This window comes from Streptomyces sp. NPDC007164, from assembly GCF_040634135.1.
Taxonomy (GTDB): Bacteria; Actinomycetota; Actinomycetes; order Streptomycetales; family Streptomycetaceae; genus Streptomyces; species Streptomyces sanglieri.
Genome location: NZ_JBEYFB010000033.1, coordinates 1 through 23369, shown reverse-complemented (window position 1 = coordinate 23369; position 23369 = coordinate 1). Strand labels below are relative to the sequence as shown.

Genomic DNA, 23369 nt, shown 5'->3' with positions numbered 1-23369 from the left:
TCGGCGCGGTCTACCGGTTCCGGTCGTGCGTGGGCTATTCCTGGAACTGCGGCCCTCGACGGGGTCGTACCCCGTGGAAATGAAGGAGCTCTGCCGTGGACGGCTGGTACGTGGACGACCGCTGCACCAACTGTGACGTCGCCCGACAGTTCGCACCCGAGCTGATCATCGAGGAGGAAGGGGCGTCGCGGATCCTGCGGCAGCCGGACGACGAGGCGGAGAACCGGCGCTTACACGCCGCCGTCTTCGCCTGTCACACCCGCTCGATCCGGCCCGCGTCCGGACAGCCGGACCCCTCGCTCGACCCGTTCCCGATGGCGCTGGACGACGGCGTACTGGTCTGTGGGCACAACTCCACGCACACCGCCGGTGCCAACTCCTATCTGCTCCGGCGCCCGTCCGGCACGGCCATGATGATCGACACCCCGCGCTGGAGCCCCGGACTCGCCGAGCGGTATGTGGCGGCCACCGGGCCCGTCACCGACGTACTGCTCACCCACCGCGACCACGTCGCGCACGGGCGCCGCTACGCCGACCACTTCGGGGCCAGGCTGTGGATTCACGAGGGCGATCTCGACGCGGTCCCGGACGCGGACCAGGTGATCCGGGGGCTCGACCCGGTGGAGATCGGCGAGGGCGTCGTCGCTCATCCGCTGCCCGGCCACACCCGGGGGAGCGTGCTGTACCTGGCGGACGACCGGTACTGCTTCAGCGGCGACAGCTTCTACTGGTCGCGCACGACCGAGGACCTCGAAGTCGCGGAGAGCGTGACCTGGTACTCCATCGAGGAGCTGGCCGCCTCGCTGGCGCGGACGGCGGGGAAGCTGCGGTTCGAATGGGTGCTGCCGGGGCACGGCGACCGGTGCCGGCTGGACGCCGACGAGATGTCCCGGCGGCTGGAGGCGCTGGCGGAACGTACGGGGCTTCTGCGGCCCCGGCCGATCGACTTCACGGCTCTCCGCTGGTGAGGACGTTCACTCGCCCGGTGTCCACAGGCGCAGCTTCTCCGGGTTGCGGACCACCCAGATCCGGGTGGCCCGGCCGCCGGAGGCGTCGAACGCGGCCACGGTCGCGGTGACGCCGGCGTGCTGGGCGATCAGGCCGGGCGCACCTGCCACCGTACGTTCCAGGAGCCGCAGCCCCGGCGCCTTGTCGGCGATCGCGATCATGTACTGGGCGATGAGCGCGCCGCCCTCGACCGGGCGCAGCACGGAGCCGACCAGGCCGCCGCCGTCGGCGGTCATCACGGCGTCGGGGTCCAGGACGCCGACGAGAGCCGTGATGTCCTTGGCCTCCCACGCCTCCTTCACCTGCCGCACCACCTCGGCCTGCGCCGCCGCCGCGCTCACCGGGGCGCGCTCGGCGCGTACCCGGCGGCGGGCCGAACTCGCCAGCTCCCGGCAGGCGCCCGGGGTGCGGCCGACGACCCCGGCGATCTCGGCGAAGGAGTAGCGGAACACGTCGTGCAGCACGAAGGCGACCCGCTCGGCGGGCGTCATCGATTCCAGGACGACGAGGAAGGCCATGGTCACCGACTCGTCCAGGGTGATCCGGTCGGCGGGGTCGGCGGTGTCGGTGACGCGCCCGCCGGCCCACTCCCCGGGGTCGGGCAGCGGCTCGGGCAGCCACGCGCCGACGTAGCGCTCGCGCCGGGCGCGCGCCGAGCCGAGCACGTCCAGGCAGATGCGCCCGGTCACCGTCGTCAGCCAGGCACCGGGAGAGACGACGGACTCCCGCTGGCTCCGCGGCCGCGCGTACCAGCGGGCGTACGCCTCCTGCACGGCGTCCTCGGCCTCGGCCAGTGTGCCGAGCAACCGGTAGGCGATATTGATCAGTTGGCGTCGCTCACCGGCGACCTCCGCCGCGCCCCACTCCGGTGCAACCCCGGCCATGACCACTTCCCCCCGGCCCGCCGCTCTCGCCTTGCATTTCGCGGTGCTGCGTCGTCGGGCTGGTGAGACCTTATCGATCCACTGCTCCCGGGCGGACAAGGAGACGGCATCATGACCACGCGGACGACGGCCACGACGGCGACAACGACGACAGCGGCGACGACGGCCGCGGCACCGCGCGGTGCGCGGTTCCTGCGGGTGGCGGTCGCGTTGCAGACCCTGACGATCTTCCTCCAGGCGGTCAGCGCCGGGGTGCTGCTGTCCTCGTCGCACGGTGAACTGCTGCACGGCGTCGGGGCGCGCGTGATGTACGGGGCCTCGATGCTGTACGTGCTCGCCGCGGTACTGGCCTGGCGGCCGGGCGGCGGCTCGCCCCGGCCCGTCGCGTACGCGTCCGGGTTCCTCGTCCTCGCCTCGGCGCAGGTGGTGCTCGGCATCGAGCACATCCCGTCGGTGCATGTCCCGCTGGGCGTCCTGATGTTCGGCCTGAGCGTGCTGGCGCTGGCCCGCCAGGACACGGGAGCGGCACGAGACCGGGGCCTGTCCGGCGGATCGGGACCGGACAGGAACTAGTGCTGTGACCGTGAAGGTACGCCGGGTTGGTGGTCGCGACGGCCGGATGTGCGGTGACGTCCGATCCGATCGCTGGAGGCGCGGTGGCTGAGCCTGTGCGTGTACGCAGACTGACCGACCAGGAGGGGCAAAAGCTGCGGCGGCGTGAAGGGTGCCCGCATCCGCAGCGAAAAGGACTTCCGCTGGGGCGGACGCCCCCTCAGCACCGCAGCCTGACCAACTGCGAACCGCAGCCGCCGAGCGTCGAAGGGGCAGGTTCAGGAGAAGGACAGCGACAGAAGGATGACTCAGGAGGCGGACGGATCGATCTCCCCCGCAAAGACGATGACCTGGTCGATGAGGCTCCGCCGCAGATGGACGACGTCCATTCCCGCCAGGCGGGGGCCTCCATCCGGCGTGGTGAAGACCCACTTGTACCGGGCCCACTCGCCGGGCATGTCCACCGCTGAGCAGCGCACCATCGTGCCGGTCCCCGCTGGGTGGCGCCGGATGTCCAGCACGAACCGCTCGACCGCCGCGATTCCTTCGCTGCGGCCCAACGGCCCCCAGAAGACCACGTCTGAGGTCAGGGCCTGGGAGAGGAGGGCAGTCACATAGCTGTCGTCCGAGGCGTTGAACGCGGAGATGAACGTGTCGATCGCGGAGCGTGCGGTCTCTTCCTGCATGCCCCAGTAATACCAGCCAAATTTCGCGTGCGCTCGTCCCGCGAGCCGTCTTCCGATCACGGTGAACCACCCCGGTCACAGCTAGCACCCCCTCCGCAGCGATCAGCCGTCCGGCATCGCGGTCCACGACGCGCGAGTCCGTCCGCCGTGCCGGGCGCGGTCACCCCGTGGAGGCCATGATCGGGGCGAGACATGGGGGCGGTCGGAGCGAGCACCTGGAGGAACGATCGTGGGCACGAACGAGCGGAGGGACACGGCAGGGTTGCACTGCCTGGTCACCGGGGCGTCCGGGTACATCGGCGGACGTCTCGTACCGGAACTGCTGCGAGCGGGCCACCGGGTGCGCTGTCTGGCCCGCACCCCCCGCAAACTCCGTGACCACCCCTGGGCGGGTGACGTCGAGACCGTGCAGGGCGACGTGACGGACACGGGCTCGGTCGCCGCGGCCATGCGCGGCATCGACGTCGCGTACTACCTGGTGCACGCCCTCGGTACCGGCTCCGCGTTCGAGGACACCGACCGCCGTGCGGCCCGGATCTTCGCCGAACAGGCGCACTCCGCCGGCGTGCGCCGGATCGTCTACCTGGGCGGGCTCACGCCACCGAAGGTGCCCGAGAAGTCGCTCTCCCCGCATCTGCGCTCCCGGGCCGAGGTCGGACGCATCTTCCTCGACGCACCGGTGCCCGCCACCGTGCTGCGAGCAGCGGTCGTCATCGGCTCGGGGTCGGCCTCCTTCGAGATGCTGCGGTATCTGACCGAGCGGCTGCCGGTCATGGTCACCCCCAGCTGGGTGCACACCCGGACCCAGCCCATCGGGGTACGTGATGTCCTGCGCTATCTCGTCGGCTCGGCCACCATGCCGGACGACGTCGACCGCGCGTTCGACATCGGTGGGCCCGATGTCCTCACGTACCGGGACATGATGTGCCGCTACGCCGCCGTCGCCGGACTGCCCAGGCGGCTCATCGTGCCGGTCCCGGTACTCACCCCCGGGCTGTCCAGCCACTGGGTCGGACTCGTCACCCCGGTGCCCGCCTCCCTGGCCCGACCGTTGACCGAGTCACTGCGTCACGAGGTCGTCTGCCAGGAGCACGACATCGCCCGGTACGTGCCCGACCCTCCGGGCCTGCCGCTGCCGTTCGACGAGGCGCTGGCCCTGGCACTGCGGCGGGTGCGCGAGGCCCGGGTGGCCGCCCGCTGGTCGTCCGCCGCCGTACCGGGGATGCCCAGCGATCCGCTGCCCACGGACCCGGACTGGGCCGGAGGCAGCCTCTACCAGGACGAACGGCAGCTGTCGGTCGACGCGTCCCGAACGGCCCTGTGGAAGGTCATCGAGGGCATCGGCGGCGACAACGGCTGGTACTCCTTTCCGCTGGCCTGGGCGGTCAGGGGGTGGCTGGACCGGTTCGTCGGCGGCGTCGGGCTCCGCCGCGGACGGCGCGACGCCGAGCACCTGCGGGTCGGCGACTCACTGGACTTCTGGCGGGTCGAGGAGATCGAGCCCGGACGGCTGCTCCGGCTGCGCGCGGAGATGCGGCTGCCGGGCCTGGCCTGGCTGGAGATGTACGCCGAGACGGACTCCGGGGGCCGTACCCGCTACCGGCAACGAGCGCTGTTCCACCCCCGCGGTCTGCTGGGCCACGCCTACTGGTGGTCCGTCGCCCCTTTCCATTCCGTGGTCTTCGGCGGCATGGCCCGCAACATCACCCAAGCCGCCGCCAAGGGCATGAGCGCGCGCGGAACCTCGTCGCACGGCGACCACGCCCACAGCTCCCGGCGATGAGTCGCCCGACAGGGCCCGGCGCCGGTCAGCACCACCTCATGACACCAGGAGTGACGCCATGACCGTCGCGGTCGTCCTGTTCACCTCGGATCTGCGGCTGCACGACCACCCGCCACTGCGCGCCGCGCTGGCGGCGGCGGACGAGGTGGTGCCGCTGTTCGTACACGATCCGGGTGTCCACGCGGCCGGCTTCGACGCGCCGAACCGCAGCGCCTTCCTCGCGGAGTGCCTGACCGACCTCGACGCCTCGCTGCGCCGACGCGGCGGCCGGCTGGTGGTGCGCACGGGGCCGGTCGTCCGGGAGGTCCACGCGCTCGTCGCGGAGTGCCACGCCTCCGAGGTGCACATGTCCGCCGGCGTCACCGGATTCGCCCAGCGCCGGGAGGAGCGGCTGCGTGACGCCCTCGGCGGTCACGACGTGGCGCTGCGCGTGCACGACGGCGTGGTCACCGCCGTCGGCGCGGGGACGGTCACTCCGGCCGGATCCGACCACTACGCCGTGTTCACCCCCTACTTCCGCCGCTGGTCGCAGGAGCGGCTGAGGAATCCCTGCCCGGCGCCACGCACCGTGCGCGTCCCCGACGCGGTGCGCGGCGAGCCGCTGCCGTCCCGTGACGGGCTGTCGGGCGTCTCTCCCGGTCTTCCGGCCGGAGGGGAGACGCGGGGGCGTGAACGGTTCGCCCGCTGGGCGCGCAAGGATCTGTCCGGGTACGAGGACCGCCACGACGACCTGGCGGGCGACGCGACCTCGCGGCTGTCACCGTACCTGCACTTCGGGGCCCTCTCGCCGGTGGAACTCGTCCAGCGGGCCCGCACGCACGGCGGGCCGGGGGCCGACGCGTTCGTGCGCCAGTTGTGCTGGCGCGACTTCCACCATCAGGTACTGGCGGCACGCCCGGCGGCGTCCGTCCAGGACTACCGCACGCGGCACGACCGGTGGCGGACCGAGGACGAGGCGGCCGAGGACATCGCCGCCTGGCGCGAGGGCCGCACCGGGTATCCGGTCGTCGACGCGGCGATGCGCCAACTCCGGTACGAGGGCTGGATGCACAACCGGGCACGTCTGCTGGCGGCAAGCTTCCTGGCCAAGACCCTCTACGTGGACTGGCGGATCGGCGCCCGGCACTTCCTCGGCCTTCTCGTGGACGGCGACATCGTCAACAACCAGCTCAACTGGCAGTGGGTCGCCGGAACCGGCACCGACACCCGTCCCAACCGGGTGCTCAACCCGGTCGTCCAGGGCAAACGCTTCGACCCGCAAGGAGCGTACGTACGCCGATGGGTGCCGGAACTGCGAGACGTGGCGAGCAACCGCATCCATGAACCGTGGCGGCTGCCCGATCGCGAACGGGCGCAACTGGACTACCCGGAGCCGCTGATCGGTCTCGTGGACGGCCTGGCACGGTTCAAGCACGCCCGCGGCCGGGACTGAGCCGCCGGGGGCGTCGCCGGACAACGAGTTCCGGGGCCCTCCCGGCGATCGGCCCCACAGTCGCCGGGAAGGCCCCAGTTGTCGCGGATCAGCCCGGGGACGGCGGGGAGGCCGCCCTGTGGCGGGTGCGGTAGGCGCGTGGTGTGGTGCCCGTCAGCCGGGAGAAGTGGTGGCGCAGGCCGGCCGCCGAGGTGAAGCCGCAGCGGGCCGCCACCTGCTCCACTCCCTCGTCGGTGTCCTCCAGCAGTTCGCGGGCCCGCTCCAGCCTCCGCCGCAGCAGGTACTGGGCCGGAGTGGCGCCGGTCTGTGCGTGAAAGCGGCGGTTGAGGCTGCTGACGCTGATACCCGCGTGTGCGGCGATGTCGGCCGGGGTCAGGGGGAGGTGCAGCCGGGCCTCCAGCCAGCGCAGCGTCGGTTCGATACCCGCGCTCTCCGCGAGTTCGCGGTCGATGGTCTCCTGGACGCGGTCGCCGTGGGACAGGAGCGGGGTGAGGAGTTCCCTGGATGTCTCACCGGCCACCCGCTCACCGTGGTCCTGGGCCAGCAGGCGCAGGCAGACGTCCATGCTGCCGAAGACCCCGGCCGAGGTGAGGAACCGGCCGTCGGTCACGACCGTGCCGATCGGGTCGACCTCGATACGGGGGTGGCGGCGGGCCAGCTCCTCGGTGTGGCGCCAGCCGGTCGTGGCGCGGCGGGCGTCGAGGTGCCCGGTGGCCGCGAGGGTGAAGACCCCGGTGCCGATCGCGCCGATCCGGCAGCCACGGGTCGCCGCCGACCGGAGCGCCGCGAGCACCGGGGCCGCGGGCTCGTCGCGGGGGCCCTCGTCGTCCTGGCCGGGGATCAGGACGACGTCCGCGTCGGCGAGGCCGTCGAGCCCCCACGGGACGGAGATCCGGAGCGGGGCGGGTGCGCCCGTGGTGGTGAGGCCGGGGGCGGCACAGAGGCGTACCTCGTAGTCGGCGCCGGGATGGCGGGCCGTCGCTGTCCCGAAGACCAGCCCGGGGGTGGTGAGCTGGTGTCCGGGGAGCCTGTCGGGCACCAGAACGGCGATTACGGACATGCTTCAGAATCTATCCGAGAGTGACATCAGGACGGGGCCGGGACGGTCGGGGCGTACCCGGGCGGCCGGAGGAACCTCCGCCCGCCCGGGTACGTGGCGCGTCAGCGGTGCGTGTGGATGGTCTTGTTGATCCACTTCGAGTACGCGGGAACGTTGGTGTACATCCCGGGGCCGGTGCCGCAGGTCGGGTCGGTGTCGCCGTCGCCCGACGTGGCGCCGGCCAGCTCCCAGCGTCCGTCCCGGCCGCGCTGGATCTGCGGGCCGCCGGAGTCGCCGAAGCAGGCCATGGCGCCCGGTGTTTTGCTGATCGTGCAGATCCGGGTCTTGTCGGCGCGGCCGGGTGAGCACTCGTTCACGGCGCCGATGCGGGTGTCCAGCTGCTGGAGCCGGTCCGGGAACACCGCGTCGGGGAGGTGGTCGGTGTCCAGGACGGTGCCGAAGCCGAGCAGGCGCGTCGGGGTGCCGGGACTGCCCACCTTCTTGGCGATGCGGATGGGCTTCTCCTTGACCGGGCGGTCCAGCTCGACGAGCGCGATGTCGTTCGTGCTGGGCTCGGACTCGATGTCGTAGGCGGGATGGGTGACGGTCCGTTTGATGTTGCGCACAGTGCCGCCGGACTCGCGGTCGGCGGACCCGATGCGGACGATGCCGTCCAGCGCCTCCGGGTTGACGCAGTGGGCCGCCGTCACCAGCCAGCGCGAGGTGATCAGCGATGCGCCGCACTGGGCGTGCACCTCGCCGGCCCCCTGCGGCAGCGTGGCCATGAACGGGTAACGCTCCGTGGCCTCCTGCCCGTTGACGATGGCGTTGGCGCTGCCGGACATGGCCGTGACGCAGGCCGTCGCGGCCAGGGCGACGGCGGCGAACCGTCCCGCACGGCGGGAGCGGGACTTGCGGGGCCGGGACGGGCCGGGGGACGACGAACTGCGTGTGAACACGGGTGATTCCTTCGTTCCGATGCGCGTCGTGCGCGTGATGGAGGTGCGAAACCGGCGTCCGGGAGTTCTCTCGCTTCCGGCGCCGCGCACCATCCATCCTCCGGAACGGCCCCGCCCGGAAAAAGCGGTCCTGATGTCACCCTCGGCTAAATTCTGGACATGTCAGTGATCGCCGTCCTCGCGCTCGACGGGGTGCCGGGCCATGAACTCACCGGGCCCGGAATGTGCTTCGGCACCGCCGCCCGGCACCACCCGCAGGTCGCGTACGAGCTGCGGTACTGCACCGCTCCCGGCTTCCGCGGTACCGGCTCCCCGGCGCCCTTCGGCATCGACACGCCCTGGGGCCTGGACGGGCTGGCGGGCGCCGACACCGTACTGCTGCCCGGACACGCCGGGTTCCGCGACGAGCCGGAACCCGCGGTCGCGGACGCGCTGAGGGCCGCCGCGGACCGGGGCAGCCGCATCGGCGCGATCGGTACTGGGACGTTCACCCTCGCCGCCACCGGGCTCCTGGACGGACGCGGAGCGGCAACCGGGCGACAGTACGCGGCGGAGCTGGCGCGGCGCCATCCCCTGGTCGAGGTCGATCCCGAGGGGGCCGTCGTGGACGCGGACCCGTTCCACAGCGCGGCAGGGGTGCTCGGCGGCCTCGATCTCTGCCTGCACCTGATCACCCTGGACCACGGCACACCGGTCGCCATCGAGACGGAGCGGCAGGTCTTCATGCAGCTCCACGCACCCGCCGGTGCCGAGGAGGCCCCGGCCGTCGCATCCCGGCACCGGGCCGGCCCGCACTCCCTCGGGCCCACACTCCGGTGGATGGACGCCCACCTCGGCCAACCCCTGACGCTGAGCGACATCGCCGGCCACGCGGGGCTCACCGTCCGCGGCCTGAACCGGCGCTTCCGGGCCGAGACCGGGCTCTCCCCGCTCCAGTACCTGCTGCGCGCCCGCGTCCAGGCGGCGCAGCGCCTGCTGGAGCGCGGGGACGAGCCGGTCGAGCGGATCGCCGCGCGGACCGGGCTGGGCACCCCCGCCAACCTGCGCCACCAGTTCCAGCACCACACGGGCACCAGTCCGCGGATCTACCGCACCGCGTTCCGGTCCCTCGCGGCCGCCCTGACCGGGGTGGAAGGCAGGAACGCCGAACCGGCGGAGCCCGAAGGGCCGGGCAGCGCCGACGGCCGCCGCAGCTGAAAACGCGTACCCGGCAGGACACCCACCATCCACTTGGACTTACGCGAAGCGGTTGTTGGACTGGAGCACCCCGAGTCGTCGCAGGTCGTTGACGGTGTCCGGTCACGGGGACTACTCAGAGCACATGTCGCGAAGATTCACTTCGGCGGGCGCTGTCGCCGCCGCCTCAGCCGCCGTCCTGGCACTGGTGGGGACCGCGCTCCCCGCCACCGCCGCCGCACCCACACCCGCCGCGGTCGGGCCGTCCGTACCCGCGGGCGCCACCGTCATCGGGTCCGCGCAGCTCTCGGTCGCCGTCGCCGACGACTTCCCGCGCGTCCTCGCGTACACCGACCGGGCCACCGGCAGCCGGCTGTTCGGCAGCACCCGGCCGGTCACCGCCGTGACCCTCAACGGCACCGCGCACCCGGTGAAGCTCAAGGGCACCCCGGTGGTCACCGCCTCGGCCGCCCGCTACACGCTGACCTTCACCGACCTGCCCGGCATCGAGATCGACGCCTCGCTCTCCGTCTCCGGACGCGCCACCACCTTCAAGGTGACGGCGGTCCGCGACACCGAGGCGTTCCGCGTCGGCACCATCGACATCCCCGGCCACGACCTGGTCTCCGTCGGCTCCGCGGACACCGGCGGGGCCACCGCCTTCACCCGGCTGGACAACGACTCGACGAAGACCGCCGACGTCTTCGCGAAGGTCACCGCGGACACCGCCGCCGACAAGGCGCCGGTCGGTGCCTCGTACGCGATCGTGAACACCGTTTCGCTCGCCGCGGCCGTGGAGTCCAACTCCTCGTACGACAAGCCGTCCGGCGCCACCGGCGGCGACGACGCCCGGTTCTGGCACCAGGCCCGCAAGGACGACGACGGCAGCGTCCGGGTCGGCGTCTGGTCCGGCCAGTGGACCTACCGGGGCGACGGGGCACCGAAGCCGGAGAGCGGGAACGACCTCCCCTGGGCGAAGGTCGTCGTCACCCCGGACGCCAACGGCGACAAGTCGGTCGACTGGCAGGACGGCGCCGTCGCGTTCCGCTCCATCGGGGCCGAGGCGCCCGGCAGCAAGGACACCCCGGACCGGGTCGTCACCCACATCCCGTTCAACTTCGCCAGCCAGGCCACCCACCCCTTCCTGCGCACCCTCGACGACGTCAAACGGATCTCCCTGGCCACCGACGGCCTCGGGCAGATGGCGCTCCTCAAGGGGTACGCCTCCGAGGGCCACGACTCCGCCCACCCCGACTACGGCGGCGACTACAACAAGCGGGCCGGCGGGCTGAAGGAACTCAACGAGCTCCTGAAGGACGGCAAGAAGTGGGGCGCCACCTTCGGCGTCCACGTCAACGCCACCGAGGCGTACCCGGAGGCCAAGGCCTTCGACGAGAAGCTCGTCGACAAGACCAGGCCGGGCTGGAACTGGCTGGGCCAGAGCTACTACATCGACCAGCGCCGCGACATCAACAGCGGTGATCTGGCCAAGCGCTTCCAGCAGCTGCGCGACGAGACGGACCCCAATCTCAGCCTGCTCTACATCGACGTCTACTACACGCACGGCTGGATCGCGGACAAGACCCTGCGGTCCGTGCAGAAGCAGGGCTGGAACGTGGCCACCGAGTGGGCCGACAAGTTCGAGCGCGGCTCGCTCTGGTCGCACTGGGCCAATGACCTCGACTACGGCGGCGCCACCAACAAGGGCCTCAACTCGAAGATCATCCGGTTCATCCGCAACGGCGAGAAGGACGTCTGGAACAACGACCCGGTCCTCGGGCAGACGGCCATCGAGGAGTTCGAGGGCTGGACCGGCGAGACCGACTGGAACGCCTTCACCGACAACATCTGGCAGCGCAACCTGCCCGCCAAGTACCTCCAGCACCAGCAGATCACCCGCTGGGACGGCAACGACATCACCTTCAGTGGCGGTGTCCGGGGCGCGGTCGAGGACGGCAGACGGACGTTCTACGACCACGGCCGCAAGGTCCTCAGCGGCACCGACTACCTGCTGCCGTGGGAAGGCGGGAAGAAGCTGTACCACTACAGCAAGTCCGGCGGTACGAGCAGCTGGGCGGTGCCCTCGAAGGGCGCGTACACCGTCTACGAGCTCACCGACAACGGACGGGTCAAGGCCGGCACGGTCAAGCCGGCCGACGGGAAGATCACGCTGACCGCGAAGGCCGGCACCCCGTACGTCCTCTACCCGCGGCAGGCCCCGAAGGCCGCCGACCCCAAGTGGGGCGAGGGCACCCCGGTCGACGACCCGGGCTTCAACGACAAGGGGCTGACCGCCTGGTCGAAGACCGGCACCGTCACCCGCGAGACCGACGCCAACGGCCTCAACGGCGCCCGGCTCTCTGGCAGCGGCACGGCGGCGCTCTCGCAGCGCATCGACGGACTGCGGCCCGGACAGCGCTACACCGCGTCCGCGCTCATCGAGGTCCAGCCCGGAAAGACCCGGCACACCACGCTCTCGACCGGCGGGAAGTCCGTGGCGGTGGACCGCTCCACCGCCAAGGACCAGGTCGCCGCCTCCGAGCGGCACGGCACGTACTTCCAGCGGGCCGGGGTGAACTTCACCGCCCCCGCGAACGGCCGCACCACCCTGCGCATCGAGGCGGCCGGGGGCAGCACCGCGAACGTCCGGGCCGACGACGTACGCATCGTCGCCAATGCCCCGAAGACCAGGGCGAACACCGTCTCCTACGAGGACTTCGAGGCCGTCGACCAGGGCTGGGGCCCCTTCCTCAAGGGCGACGCGGGCGGCTCCACCGACCCCCGCACCGTCATCTCCCAGCTGCACGCCCCGTACACCCAGGCCGGGTGGAACGGAAAGCTGATCGACGACGTGATCGGCGGCAAGGAGTCCCTCAAGTCCCACGAGGAGAACTCCGGACTCGTCTACCGCACCGCCCCGTGGACCGTACCGATGACCGACGGGCACCGCTACAAGGTCGAGTACGACTACCAGTCCAGCCACGCGGGCGCCTACGAGTGGGTCGACGGCTACGACCGGATCACCGCCGACGGCAAGCCCGACTCGGTCGAGACCCGGACCACCGCCATCGGACAGCAGCGCACCACCGGCCACTTCGCGGAGACCGTCACCGCGGGCTGCGGCGACACCTGGACCGGGCTGCGCAAGCGCGCCGACGCCCCCGACGGCGCCGACTTCGTGCTCGACTCCTTCACCGTGACCGACCTCGGCCCGGCCCCCGACTCCGAGCAGGCCGCCTGCGGCACCCTCGGCGTCGAGCCGGCCGCCGAGACCCTGGAACCGGGCACCGCCAACACCGTCGAGGTCTCGTTCACCAACTACGAGGCGACGGCGGCGACCGGTGTCGCACTGAGCCTCACCGTCCCCGAGGGCTGGCAGTCGCAGCCCACCGGCGCCGTCTCCTTCGACTCGGTCCCGGCGGGCACCGAGGTCACCGGAAGCTGGCAGGTCACCCCGCCGGTGGACGCCAAGTACCAGACGTACGGCCTGAGTTCCGAGGCGAAGTACACGGTCGGCGGCGCACGGCGCACGCTCGGCGCGCAGACCTCCGTACGGACCCTGCCGCCGCCGCCCACCACCGACAGCTGGGCGTCCGACCTGGACTGGACGGCCTCCGAGAACGGCTGGGGCCCGGTGGAGAAGGACCTCTCCAACGGTGAGACCGGCACCGGCGACGGTTCCCCGCTGACCATCGGCTCCACCGTCTACACCAAGGGCCTCGGCAGCCACGCACCGGCGAAGGTCCGCTACTACCTGGGCGGGCAGTGCACCTCGTTCACCGCCCAGGTCGGCGTGGACGATGTGCAGAAGAGCGCCGGCAGCGTGCAGTTCTCCGTCACCGCCGACGGCGCCGAGAAGGTGAAGTCGCCCGTGCTGAAGGCGGCTGACAGCGCCTGGTCGCTGACCGCGGACGTCACCGGAGCCAAGTACGTCGAGCTGGTCGTCGGCGACGGTGGCGACGGCAACGGCAACGACCACGCGGACTGGGGTGACGCCCGCTTCCACTGCGGCGGCTGACACGACGCGACGCGGGACGGGCGCGGCTGGGGGCCGGCCCGTCCCGCGTCGCGCGTGCGGCAGCGCCCCCGCTCCGTGATGCCGGATGGACATTGAGTGACCGGAGTGTGTCCGAGGACTGGGATCCGCCCCCGCAACGCGCGTATTCTCGTGCAGCATGGGGGAGTTGAGGGCGGACTGGCGAATCCGATTACGGCGGGGCGACGCGACCGGGCCGGTCTGCGGCGCCGGTGTGCTGCTCACCCGGGACCGGGCACTCACCTGCGCGCACGTGGTGGGGGAGGAGGACGCCAGGATCTGGGTGGAGTTCGCCGAGAACCCCGCCATCGCCCCGGTCGGAGCACGGGTGGCCGAGGGCGGCTGGCTGCCCGGTCTCGGCGCCACCCGCGAGGACATCGCCGTACTCGCCCTGGACAGCCCGCGCCCGCACGCCACCCCCGCGACGCTCGACCGGAGTCTGGAGCGCGGCCGTGAGGTGTGGATCGGCGGGTACGCGCGGTCCTTCGCCGACGGGATGTGGCTGACCGGGCGGATCAGCGGGGTGCACGGCGCCTGGATCCAGCTCGACGCCGGACGCAACGAGCAGGTGGTGAAACCGGGGTTCAGCGGGGCCGCCGTGCAGGTGCGCGGCGAGGCGGCCGGATCGCCCGAGCGGGTCGTCGGGATGGTGGTCAGCTGGCGCGGCGACCGGGATCTGGCGCTGCCCACCGACAACGACCTGGCGTTCTCCTACATGATCCCGGTCGACCGGATCGCCGAACTCGTCCCACTGGTCGCCGAGTTGAGCGGGCCGGACGGCTGGGACCAGGGGCTGGACCGGCGCCTCCGGCGATGGTTCGCCGGAGGCGACGAACCCGCGGTGCGCTTCAGCGTCGTACCGCACGGCGGTGGCCGCGACCGCACCCTCGGACACCATCTGCACCGCGCGCACCTCGTCTACCGGGGCGGACGAACCACCCCCGAGGACTTCGTCGCCGAACTGGTGACCCGGCTGCGCCCGCCCCGCCACCAGGCCCAGGCCTACCGCGACTGGCTGCTCACGGGCGGCACTCCGCCCGAACGGCCGACGGGCGGCGCGGCCGGCGGTGCCGGGCCCACCCTCGCCGTGATCGGCCTCGACGAGGACCGGCAGCCGCACCGGCTGGTGCCCCTGCTCGCCCGGGTGCGGACGCTCGGCTTCCGGCTGCTCGTCGTCGTGCGGGACAGCGGCGGAGACGAAGTGACGGAGGTGGCACGGCAGTTGCTCCTACCGGCCCTCGACGAGAGGGCCGCCGAACTGGTCGGCCGCGTCGAGGACATCGAGAGGGAATGGGCCGGACTGAGCGGCCTGGTGGAATCGGGCTCCCTGGGGCCCATGCCGCGCACCGGGACATCCCGCCACTGGCGGCGGCTGGCGCAACTGCGCACCGTGGCGGACCCGCGCGACCGGCTCAACGCCCTGCGCGCCCTGCTGAGTGAACTCCGGGCGGAGCTGGAACGGCACGGCCGGGCGGACGTACCCGGACCGCGCGACGAGCAGAACCGGACCGGCCGCCGATGAGGATCCCCTGCCCGCACCGCCGGTTCACCGGATCCCCCTGCGACGGCACCGTGCGGTCCACCGGCTACTGCGACACCTGCGGCCGCTCCGAGGACGGCCCGGGACTCCCGCCGCTGCCCACCGCCCCGGACAGGTGCGGACCCGGAGGGCTGCTGGAACTGCCCCTGCTCAGCCCGAGCACCCCGGAACAGCGGCTGGGCGCCGCCGTGACCCGGGCACACGTCCGGATGAGTTGCTCGTCCAAGTCCTGCACCACGTACTTCGTCGCCCCGTACACCGCCGCCCCGCCGCCCGAGGAGGGCCACTGCCCCCGATGCGGCGCCCCGTACTCCTACCGCCCCGAACTCGACCGGGAAGGGCCGCTGCTCCAGGACCAGTACCAGATCCTCGGGCCCATCGCCCACGGCGGCCAGGGCTGGGTCTACCTCGCCCTCGACACCCACCTGGAAGACCTCGTCGCCGTGAAGGGAATGCTGAACCGGTACGCGGAACGCGGCGCCGTCCAGGCCGCCGAGGAGCGCCGCAGCCTCGTCGCCATCCGCCACGAACGCATCGTCCAGATCCGGGACTTCGTCAGCACCGCCGGCGCGGACGGCACGGTCTCCGGCGGCTACATCGTCATGCAGGACGTCGGCGACCGGACCCTGTCCGCCGTCGTCGAGGCGACCCGGCAGGGCAACTTCGTCCTCGACATCGAGCACGTCATCACCTACGGCTGCCAGATCCTCGAAGCCCTCGCCCATCTGCACGGAATGGGATTCCTGTACGGGGACATGAAACCCTCCAACGTCGTCCACCAGCACGACGGTGTGAAGGTCATCGACCTCGGCGGCGTCCGCAAACAGGGACTCACCGAACCGCCGCCCGTCATCACCCCCAGGTACGCCGCGCCCGAGATGGTCAGCGGCAGCCCGCTGACCGTCGCCCACGACATCCACACGGTCGGCGCGACCCTGGCCGAACTGGCGGGCTGGGCGGTCGGCGACGACGTGCCCGGCCTCGGCACCAGCTCCTTCCGGCTGGTGGTGGAGCGGGCGACGGACCAGGACCCGGAACGCAGGTTCGCCGACGCCGAGGAGATGGCGGGCCAGCTCCGCGGAGTGCTGCGGGAGATCCGGGCGCTGCGCGGCAAACGGGACCGCACCGAACCCTCCGCCTACTTCACCCCGTCCACCGAACTGCTCGGCGGGCGGCTGGGCTCCGTACCCGACTACGCGCACTGGCTGGACCGCACCCCGCACCGCCGCGACCGGACACCCGGGGCACCCGCCCTGGACACCGGGCTCCCCACCCCCACCGAGATCGCCCGGCGGCTGCCGGCGCCCCGGCCCTACCCGGGAGACCCGGAGGCCGCCCGCTTCCTGGTGAGCAGCTACGACCCCGGCCGGCTGCTGGCCCAGCCCGCCGCGGGGGAACGGTCGGTGGAGATCTGCCTGCACAACGCCCGGCTGCTGCTCGGCCAGGAGGGCGGCGAGGCGCTGGCGCGGGCGCGCGAACAGGTGGAGGCGGCGAACGCCATCCCCGGCCCCGGCCCGGTGCGGCAGTGGCGGCTCAGCTGGCACCGGGGGCTCGTCGCGCTGCGCAGCGCGGAGGTCCTGGACGACCGGCGGCAGCTGCTGGAGGCCGCCCTGGAGCACTTCGCCGCCGTGCACCGCGCGCTGCCCGGCGAGTACGCCGCGAAGCTGGCCCTGGCCTATGTCGCGGAGCAGCTGGGCCCGGACCGCCCGGCCGGTCCGATCCCGTCGGCGTACGAACTCTTCCGGGCCGTGCACGCCCGCAACCCCTCCCACGTCGGCGCCGCGCTGGGCCTGGCCAGGCTGGCCCTGGGACGCGGCGACCGGGACACCGCGGCCGAGGTCCTGGACCTGGTGCCCGACGAGTCGCGGGACCACGCCGTCGCCCGGATCGCCGCGCTGCGCATCCGGGCGGCCCGGCTCGCGGCGGGCGGGCGGTCGCTGCTGCCCGGGACGCGGCGGATCGACGCCGTGCTCGCCGCGGTGCCGCTGCGCGAGGGCGGACCCGGACGGCATCCGGCGTCCGCGGTCACGGGCGACGAATCGGCCCGGCTGCTCCGCACCGAACTGTACGAATGGAAGCTCGACGCGGTCCGGGCCGCGGCCGGCGAAGCACCCCCCGACGACCGCTGGTGGCGGCGCGGTCTGCCACCGGCACCGGTGCCCGGGGAGCGGGCCGTACGGGAGGAACTGGCGCGCTGCTACCGCTGGATGGCCCGGCAGTGCCGGGACACCGCCGACCACGAGAAGCTCATCGACCTCTCGCACGCGGTCCGCCCGCAGACCCGCTTCTGGTTCCCGCCCCGACGCCGTACCCCCGGAGGCAGCTGATGGGCCGCACCGCCGCGACGCCCGGACTCGGGATCGGCCTCACCGTCCAGGTCGCGAGGAAGCAGCGGCCGGACCAGGACGCCCGGATCGACGCCCATGTGCGGGTCCGGGCGGTCGCCGCCGGGCCCCGCGACCGGGTGCCCGCCGTCGACATCGCGCTGGTCGTCGCGGTGGACGTGACCGCCGAACGCCGTGACGCGGCCGTCGCCGCGCTGACCGAGACGGTGGGCGCACTGCCCGACGGGCTCTCGTACACCGTGCTGGGCGGCGGCGGGGAGCAGTGCTACCCGCTGCGCGGCCGGTGGGCGCTGGCCGGCCCCGACGACCGGAGCCGGGCCGCGTTCAGCGTCGGCCGGATCGCCGCGTCCGGCGAGGGGCGGGCCCCGGCCGGATACACCACCTGGCTGGCCGCAGCGCGCGAACTCTTCGCCGAACGCGCCCTGCCCGTACGGCACCTGATCCTCGTCACCGACGGCGGCAGCCGGGGCGACGGCGACGACGCGGCCCGCCCGGACAGCGCCCTGAGCCTCGAACTCGCCCGCAGCGAGGGCACGTTCACCGCCGACGTCATCGCACCCGGAGCGGGCTGGGATCCGGTCCCGCTGCTCGCCGTCGCGAAACGGCTGCACGGCACCGCAGCCTCCTCGCCCGACGACTTCGCCCCCGCCATGGCCACCGCCCTGGCCCGGCTCCGCAGGGTCCGCAGCCCCGAACTCCCCATCGAGGTGACGGTGCGCCCGGTGGTACGGGAAGTGACGCTGACCGAGACCGCGCCGCACCAGCAGCGGCTGGAGCCGGACCGGGTCCAAGGCGATCCGCACCGGCTGGAGTTCCGCACCCACCAGTGGCAGCCGGAGTCCCGCGACTACCTCCTGACCCTGCGGGCCGACGCGGGCAACGACCCGCTGGGCGTGCCCCTCCAGCTCGCCGAGGTCGCCGTCGGCGGCGCCGTCGAACCGGTCGTGGTCCGCTGGCTGCCGGCGGGCACCGCCGCGGACACCGCGCGCATCTCCGGCGCGGTGGGCCGCGACATCCACACCATGAACGTCTCCACCCAGATGCGGACCGCCCTCAACCACGGGTACACCGCCCTCGATCTGGACAGCCACGAGCGGGCCGAGGCACAGCTCGGAGTCGCCGTCCGGCTCGCCACCGAGATCGCCGCCGACTGGGTTCTGGACGAGGTCCGCAAGGTCGCCCGGATCGTGGACGGCCCGCAGGGACGGGTCAGGATCGGGCCGGCCGTCGACCCGGGCACCGTCCGCCTGGGGCTGCTGAACATCACCTCCGGGCACCCGGTGGAACTGCCCGGACCCCCGGTGTCCGGCCCGGGGATCCGCTGCCCGGACTGCGACCACCCGGCCGGGCCCGCGGCCGGATTCTGCATCGACTGCGGGAGGCGGCTGTGAGCCCCGGACCGGCCCGATCGGACAGGAACACCTACCGCTCCCGGACCCGAAGACTGCTGGAGCGCCATCTGGCCGCGATGCTGGTGGCCGCCCTGGTCTCGATGAGCGCCCTGCTCGTCTCGTACCGCGAGGTCCAGATCTCGGCGGGCGAGATGCGCACCCGCGGTGCCCCGGCCGTGCAGGGCGTGGCCGCCACCCAGCTCGCCCTGCTGCGCGCCCACAAGGAGGCCGGGGCGTCCGTGGACAGCGGCATCGCCGATGTGGTCGGCGCCGGCGCGCAGTACGAGAACCAGCTCGCCGCCGCCGACCAGGGCCTGTCCCGGCTCTCCGACGTACAGATCGACGGGGACCGCGGCCGCGGGGTGCTCGAAACGGTGAACGGGGTGCTCACCTCGTACAGCAGCTCCATCACCCCCGGCGCGGTGAAGTACGTGACGGACCCGCTGATGCAGCGGGAGAAGTTCGCGGAGGCCGGGACCCTGCTCACCCGCGAGGGCACCGGGGTGGTGCCGCGGCTGGATGTCCTCCAGGGGCACCAGATGGCCAGGGTCGACACCCTCAGCACGATGAGCCCCGTGCAGTGGTCCGGCTGGGCGGTCGCCGAACTCGGCCTGCTGGCCATGGTCCTGATCACCCTCTCCGCGCTGTGGGTGCTGCGCACCCGCTGCGGACACAGCCTCGACCTCTGCCTGCTGATCTCGCTGCTGGCCGTCGTCTTCCTGGCGACGGGCCCGCTGATCGCGACGAGCGAGACCCAGGACCGGCTGGGCGCGGCCCGCGACGGACTGGTCCGGATCGAACAGCAGGCCGGGCACCACACCGATCTCGCCGGATCCCAGCAGGCCGTCACCGACATGGGTACCCGGGTGCGCGCCGGGCTGGCCGCCCGGGGCTGGCAGAGCGGCATGTACTACGGGGCGCTCGCGGCCGCCGCCCTGGTCGTGCTGCTGCCCGCCGTCGGCATTGGCCGGCACCTGAACGCCGACTACTGGAGGACCGGATGAGGGCGTCCGCCCGAGCCGTTCTGCTGCTGCTGTGTCTGGCGCTGGCCGCGGCGGGCTGCGGGCTCGCCGCACCCGGCGGCGGCGACGAACAGCCGAGGGTGACGATCCTCGGGCCGTGGACCGACGACCAGGAGAAGCAGTTCAAGGCGGTCCTGGACACCCTGGGCACCCCGTACACCTACCAGGGCACCGCCGCCAGCCGGGAGGTCCTGCTCGCCGCGGTGCAGGCGGGCAACCCGCCCGACATCGCGATCCTGCCGGGCGTCGGGGACCTCGTCGAGTACGCCGCGGAGCGGCGACTGCACCCGCTGGGCGCGAAGGGCGCCGCCGCGAAGTACGGCAGGCCCTGGCAGCCGGAGGCCAGGGGCATAGAGGCCGACCTCTGGGTGCCGCTCAAGACCGACCTCAAGAGCATCGTCTGGTACCGCAAGGACCGCCCGCCGCCCGCCCACCCCGCCCCGCTGGCCTCCTGGTGCATCGGCATGGGCGACGACGGCGCCTCGGGCTGGCCGGGCAGCGACTGGATCGAGGACCTGATCCTGCAGACGGCGGGCCCGGTGCTGTACGAGCGATGGGCGACCGGGGCCCTGAAGTGGACGGACGACCCGGTGGTCAACGCCTGGAGCCTGTGGGCCGGACTGCTGGCCCAGGACCCCGACGCCGACGGCCGGTCGATGCGCCGCGACCACCGGGGCCGGCCGGGCGGCCACGGACTGCTCTTCGACGGCGGCTGCGACCTGGAGCACCAGGGCTCCTTCGCCCGCTCCTTCTACGGTGAGCGCAGCGGACGGGCAGCCTTCACGGACTCCGCCCGGCTGCTGCCCTCCGGCCCGACGATCAAGGGCCGCGAGGTGTCCGCCGACTTCGCCGCGCTCTTCAGCGGCTCCGCACAGGCCCGCGACCTGCTCACCCGGCTCACCTCGCGCCCGGCCCAGGAGGAGTGGGGCCGCAGGGCCGGGGTATTCTCGCCGGACTCCGAGGTGCCGGCCCGGAAGGGTACGGTCGAGAAGCAGATCAGCGACCGCCTCACCGACCAGCGGGTGCCGCTCTGTCTGGACGCCTCGGACGTGATGCCCGCCGCCGTGCGGGACGCCTTCTACGAGGCGGTGCTGCTGACCATGGCCCACCCCGGGGCCCCGGTGCGGGACCGGCTGAACGATGTCCAGCGGGTCCAGGACGCCCAACCGGCCTACACCCCGAGGCTGACCGGGGTGTGCAGCAGACCACAGTGAGCCTTTGTCGGACTCGCACAAAGACTGCCCGGTACCGGCTGGTACTTCGCCTGCATGCGCTCCGGATTCTGTCGGGCTCCGCCAGGAAACCGGTCAGGAGACTGTACGGAGTCGACGGCAGGGTTTACTTGCCCGGCTTCGTAGGGTCGGTACATGACCGTTGTGGACGAAACCCCGGGCGAGCCGAGCGACACCCGTGGCCGGGTGGCCGAACTGCTGGCACTGCGCGAGCAGGCCCGTCGCGGACCGAGTGACCGGGCGACCGAGGCGCAGCACGCCAAGGGCAAGCTGACGGCGCGTGAGCGCATCGCGCTGCTGCTGGACGAGGGTTCGTTCAAGGAGGTCGAGCAGCTGCGCCGGCACCGGGCGACGGGGTTCGGCCTGGAGGAGAAGAAGCCGTACACCGACGGTGTCATCACCGGCTGGGGCACGGTCGACGGCCGCACGGTCTTCGTGTACGCGCACGACTTCCGGATCTTCGGCGGTGCGCTGGGCGAGGCCCACGCCACGAAGATCCACAAGATCATGGACATGGCCATCTCGGCCGGTGCGCCGCTGGTCTCCCTGAACGACGGCGCCGGCGCCCGTATCCAGGAGGGCGTCTCCGCGCTCGCCGGATACGGCGGGATCTTCCAGCGCAACACCCGGGCCTCGGGCGTGATCCCGCAGATCAGCGTGATGCTCGGCCCGTGCGCGGGCGGCGCGGCCTACAGCCCCGCGCTGACCGACTTCGTCTTCATGGTCCGCGAGACCTCGCAGATGTTCATCACCGGACCGGACGTCGTGAAGGCGGTCACCGGCGAGGAGATCACCCAGAACGGACTCGGCGGCGCGGACGTGCACGCCGAGACCTCGGGCGTCGCGCACTTCGCGTACGACGACGAGGAGACCTGCATCGCCGAGGTCCGCTACCTGATCGGGATGCTGCCCTCCAACAACCGCGAGAACCCGCCCACCGCCGAGAGCGACGACCCCGCCGACCGGCGCGGCGACGTCCTGCTGGACCTGGTCCCGGCCGACGGCAACCGCCCGTACGACATGCACAAGGTCATCGAGGAGCTCGTCGACGACGGCGACTACCTGGAGATCCACGAGCGCTGGGCCCGCAACATCGTCTGCGCCCTGGCCCGGATGGACGGCCAGGTCGTCGGCATCGTCGCCAACCAGCCGCAGACCCTCGCCGGCGTCCTGGACATCGAAGCCTCCGAGAAGGCGGCCCGCTTCGTCCAGATGTGTGATGCATTCAACATCCCCATCATCACTCTTTTGGACGTACCCGGCTTTCTGCCCGGGGTCGATCAGGAGCACGGTGGAATCATTCGGCACGGTGCGAAGCTGCTCTACGCGTACTGCAACGCCACGGTGCCGAGGATCTCGCTGATCCTGCGCAAGGCCTACGGCGGTGCGTACATCGTGATGGACAGCCAGTCCATCGGTGCGGATCTGACGTACGCCTGGCCGACCAATGAGATCGCGGTGATGGGCGCCGAGGGCGCCGCCAACGTCATCTTCCGTCGGCAGATCGCCGACGCCGAGGACCCGGAAGCCATGCGCAAGCGCATGGTCAAGGAGTACAAGGCGGAACTGATGCATCCGTACTACGCAGCCGAGCGCGGCCTGGTCGACGACGTCATCGACCCCGCCGAGACCCGCGAGGTGCTGATCGCCTCGCTCGCCATGCTCCGTTCCAAGCACGCTGACCTGCCGTCCCGCAAGCACGGCAACCCCCCGCAGTAGTCCGCACCCCGCGCAGCACCCCTGCCGAGCCCGCGAAGACCTGCCGAGAAGACGGAGAAACAACCCATGAGCACTGCTGCCGAGTCCGTGTTGCGCGTCGAGAAGGGCCTTGCCGACCCCGAGGAGCTGGCCGCGATAACCGCGGTCCTGCTCGCCCGCGCCGCGGCCCAGCCCGCCGCACCCCCCGCCCACCGGGGCCGCGACACCGCCGGCTGGCGCCGCCTGGAGCGCACGCCGGGCTTCCGGGCCCCGCACTCCTGGCAGGGCTGACGGACCACGCGCGAAAGGGCCCCGCACTCCTTCGGGAGTGCGGGGCCCTTTCCGTATGTCCGGCCCGGGGGCCCTACCGCAGACGCGCCATGAGGGCGTGCTCGACGAGCGTGATCAGCGCGCTCTTGGCGTCCGCGCGGTGCCGCGCGTCCGTCGTCAGGATCGGCGTGTCCGGGCCGATCTGGAGGGCCTCGCGGACCTCGTCGGGGGTGTAGGGCTGGTGTCCGTCGAAGCCGTTGAGGGCGATGACGAACGGCAGGCCGCTGTTCTCGAAGTAGTCGACGGCGGGGAAGCA

The 23369-nt window shown here is 72.4% G+C and carries 17 protein-coding genes and 1 pseudogene; 13 read left to right on the top strand and 5 right to left on the bottom strand.

What is annotated here, in order from left to right:
- Nucleotides 1-95 precede the first annotated feature (95 nt).
- Nucleotides 96-968, top strand: a complete 873-nt coding sequence (locus ABZ622_RS30635; RefSeq protein ID WP_360548693.1) for an MBL fold metallo-hydrolase — start codon at nt 96-98, stop codon at nt 966-968.
- 6 nt (nt 969-974) lie between these two features.
- Here ABZ622_RS30635 and sigJ read toward each other — a convergent pair whose 3' ends face one another.
- Nucleotides 975-1892: an RNA polymerase sigma factor SigJ gene (gene sigJ, locus ABZ622_RS30630; RefSeq protein ID WP_360548691.1), complete on the bottom strand. Its 918-nt coding sequence runs from the start codon at nt 1890-1892 to the stop codon at nt 975-977.
- Nucleotides 1893-2003: 111 nt separating this feature from the next.
- Here sigJ and ABZ622_RS30625 point away from each other — a divergent pair, with 111 nt between their 5' ends.
- The gene (locus ABZ622_RS30625; protein WP_360548689.1) at nt 2004-2465 is read left to right on the top strand and encodes a hypothetical protein; all 462 of its coding nucleotides are present in this window, start codon (nt 2004-2006) and stop codon (nt 2463-2465) included.
- Nucleotides 2466-2752: 287 nt separating this feature from the next.
- On the opposite strand, the gene ABZ622_RS30620 is transcribed toward ABZ622_RS30625, so the two are convergent.
- A complete protein-coding gene (locus ABZ622_RS30620) occupies nt 2753-3130 on the bottom strand; it encodes a nuclear transport factor 2 family protein (RefSeq protein ID WP_360548687.1) in 378 nt (125 codons plus the stop codon).
- A gap of 229 nt (nt 3131-3359) precedes the next feature.
- Here ABZ622_RS30620 and ABZ622_RS30615 point away from each other — a divergent pair, with 229 nt between their 5' ends.
- Both ABZ622_RS30615 and ABZ622_RS30610 read left to right on the top strand, forming a co-directional pair.
- On the top strand, nt 3360-4913 hold the full coding sequence (locus tag ABZ622_RS30615; protein WP_360548685.1) for an SDR family oxidoreductase: 1554 nt from the start codon (nt 3360-3362) through the stop codon (nt 4911-4913).
- Nucleotides 4914-4971: 58 nt separating this feature from the next.
- Nucleotides 4972-6345: a deoxyribodipyrimidine photo-lyase gene (locus tag ABZ622_RS30610; protein WP_360548683.1), complete on the top strand. Its 1374-nt coding sequence runs from the start codon at nt 4972-4974 to the stop codon at nt 6343-6345.
- Nucleotides 6346-6433: 88 nt separating this feature from the next.
- On the opposite strand, the gene ABZ622_RS30605 is transcribed toward ABZ622_RS30610, so the two are convergent.
- Complete coding sequence (locus ABZ622_RS30605; RefSeq protein ID WP_360548681.1) at nt 6434-7405, bottom strand: helix-turn-helix domain-containing protein; 972 nt, start codon at nt 7403-7405, stop codon at nt 6434-6436.
- Nucleotides 7406-7506: 101 nt separating this feature from the next.
- Nucleotides 7507-8343 (bottom strand): serine protease, encoded by an 837-nt coding sequence (locus ABZ622_RS30600; protein ID WP_360548679.1) that lies wholly within the window; start codon nt 8341-8343, stop codon nt 7507-7509.
- A 159-nt stretch (nt 8344-8502) separates the two neighbouring features.
- On the opposite strand from ABZ622_RS30600, the gene ABZ622_RS30595 reads away from it, so the two are divergent.
- The 9 genes from ABZ622_RS30595 (at nt 8503) to ABZ622_RS30555 (ending at nt 23074) form a co-directional block, all read left to right on the top strand.
- Nucleotides 8503-9540 carry a helix-turn-helix domain-containing protein gene (locus ABZ622_RS30595; protein WP_360548677.1) on the top strand — a complete coding sequence of 346 codons (1038 nt, stop codon included), beginning with the start codon at nt 8503-8505 and terminating at the stop codon, nt 9538-9540.
- A 124-nt stretch (nt 9541-9664) separates the two neighbouring features.
- A complete protein-coding gene (locus ABZ622_RS30590) occupies nt 9665-13537 on the top strand; it encodes an endo-alpha-N-acetylgalactosaminidase family protein (protein WP_360548675.1) in 3873 nt (1290 codons plus the stop codon).
- A 157-nt stretch (nt 13538-13694) separates the two neighbouring features.
- On the top strand, nt 13695-15077 hold the full coding sequence (locus ABZ622_RS30585) for a serine protease (RefSeq protein ID WP_360548673.1): 1383 nt from the start codon (nt 13695-13697) through the stop codon (nt 15075-15077).
- Nucleotides 15074-17422 (top strand): tetratricopeptide repeat protein, encoded by a 2349-nt coding sequence (locus ABZ622_RS30580; RefSeq protein ID WP_360548671.1) that lies wholly within the window; start codon nt 15074-15076, stop codon nt 17420-17422. Before ABZ622_RS30585 ends, ABZ622_RS30580 begins: the two co-directional genes overlap by 4 nt.
- Nucleotides 17422-18831 (top strand): hypothetical protein, encoded by a 1410-nt coding sequence (locus ABZ622_RS30575; RefSeq protein WP_360548669.1) that lies wholly within the window; start codon nt 17422-17424, stop codon nt 18829-18831. The genes ABZ622_RS30580 and ABZ622_RS30575 overlap by 1 nt, the downstream gene beginning before the upstream one ends.
- Nucleotides 18828-19835 (top strand): hypothetical protein, encoded by a 1008-nt coding sequence (locus ABZ622_RS30570; protein ID WP_360548667.1) that lies wholly within the window; start codon nt 18828-18830, stop codon nt 19833-19835. The genes ABZ622_RS30575 and ABZ622_RS30570 overlap by 4 nt, the downstream gene beginning before the upstream one ends.
- Entirely contained in the window at nt 19832-21067 is a 1236-nt protein-coding gene (locus ABZ622_RS30565) for a carbohydrate ABC transporter substrate-binding protein (protein WP_360548665.1), read from the top strand. The genes ABZ622_RS30570 and ABZ622_RS30565 overlap by 4 nt, the downstream gene beginning before the upstream one ends.
- Nucleotides 21068-21220: 153 nt before the next feature.
- Nucleotides 21221-22804: an acyl-CoA carboxylase subunit beta gene (locus ABZ622_RS30560; RefSeq protein WP_360548663.1), complete on the top strand. Its 1584-nt coding sequence runs from the start codon at nt 21221-21223 to the stop codon at nt 22802-22804.
- Between the two features lie 66 nt (nt 22805-22870).
- On the top strand, nt 22871-23074 hold the full coding sequence (locus ABZ622_RS30555) for an acyl-CoA carboxylase subunit epsilon (protein WP_360548661.1): 204 nt from the start codon (nt 22871-22873) through the stop codon (nt 23072-23074).
- Between the two features lie 73 nt (nt 23075-23147).
- Here ABZ622_RS30555 and ABZ622_RS30550 read toward each other — a convergent pair.
- Nucleotides 23148-23369 (bottom strand): annotated as a pseudogene (locus ABZ622_RS30550) (ATP-binding protein); the annotation flags it as partial.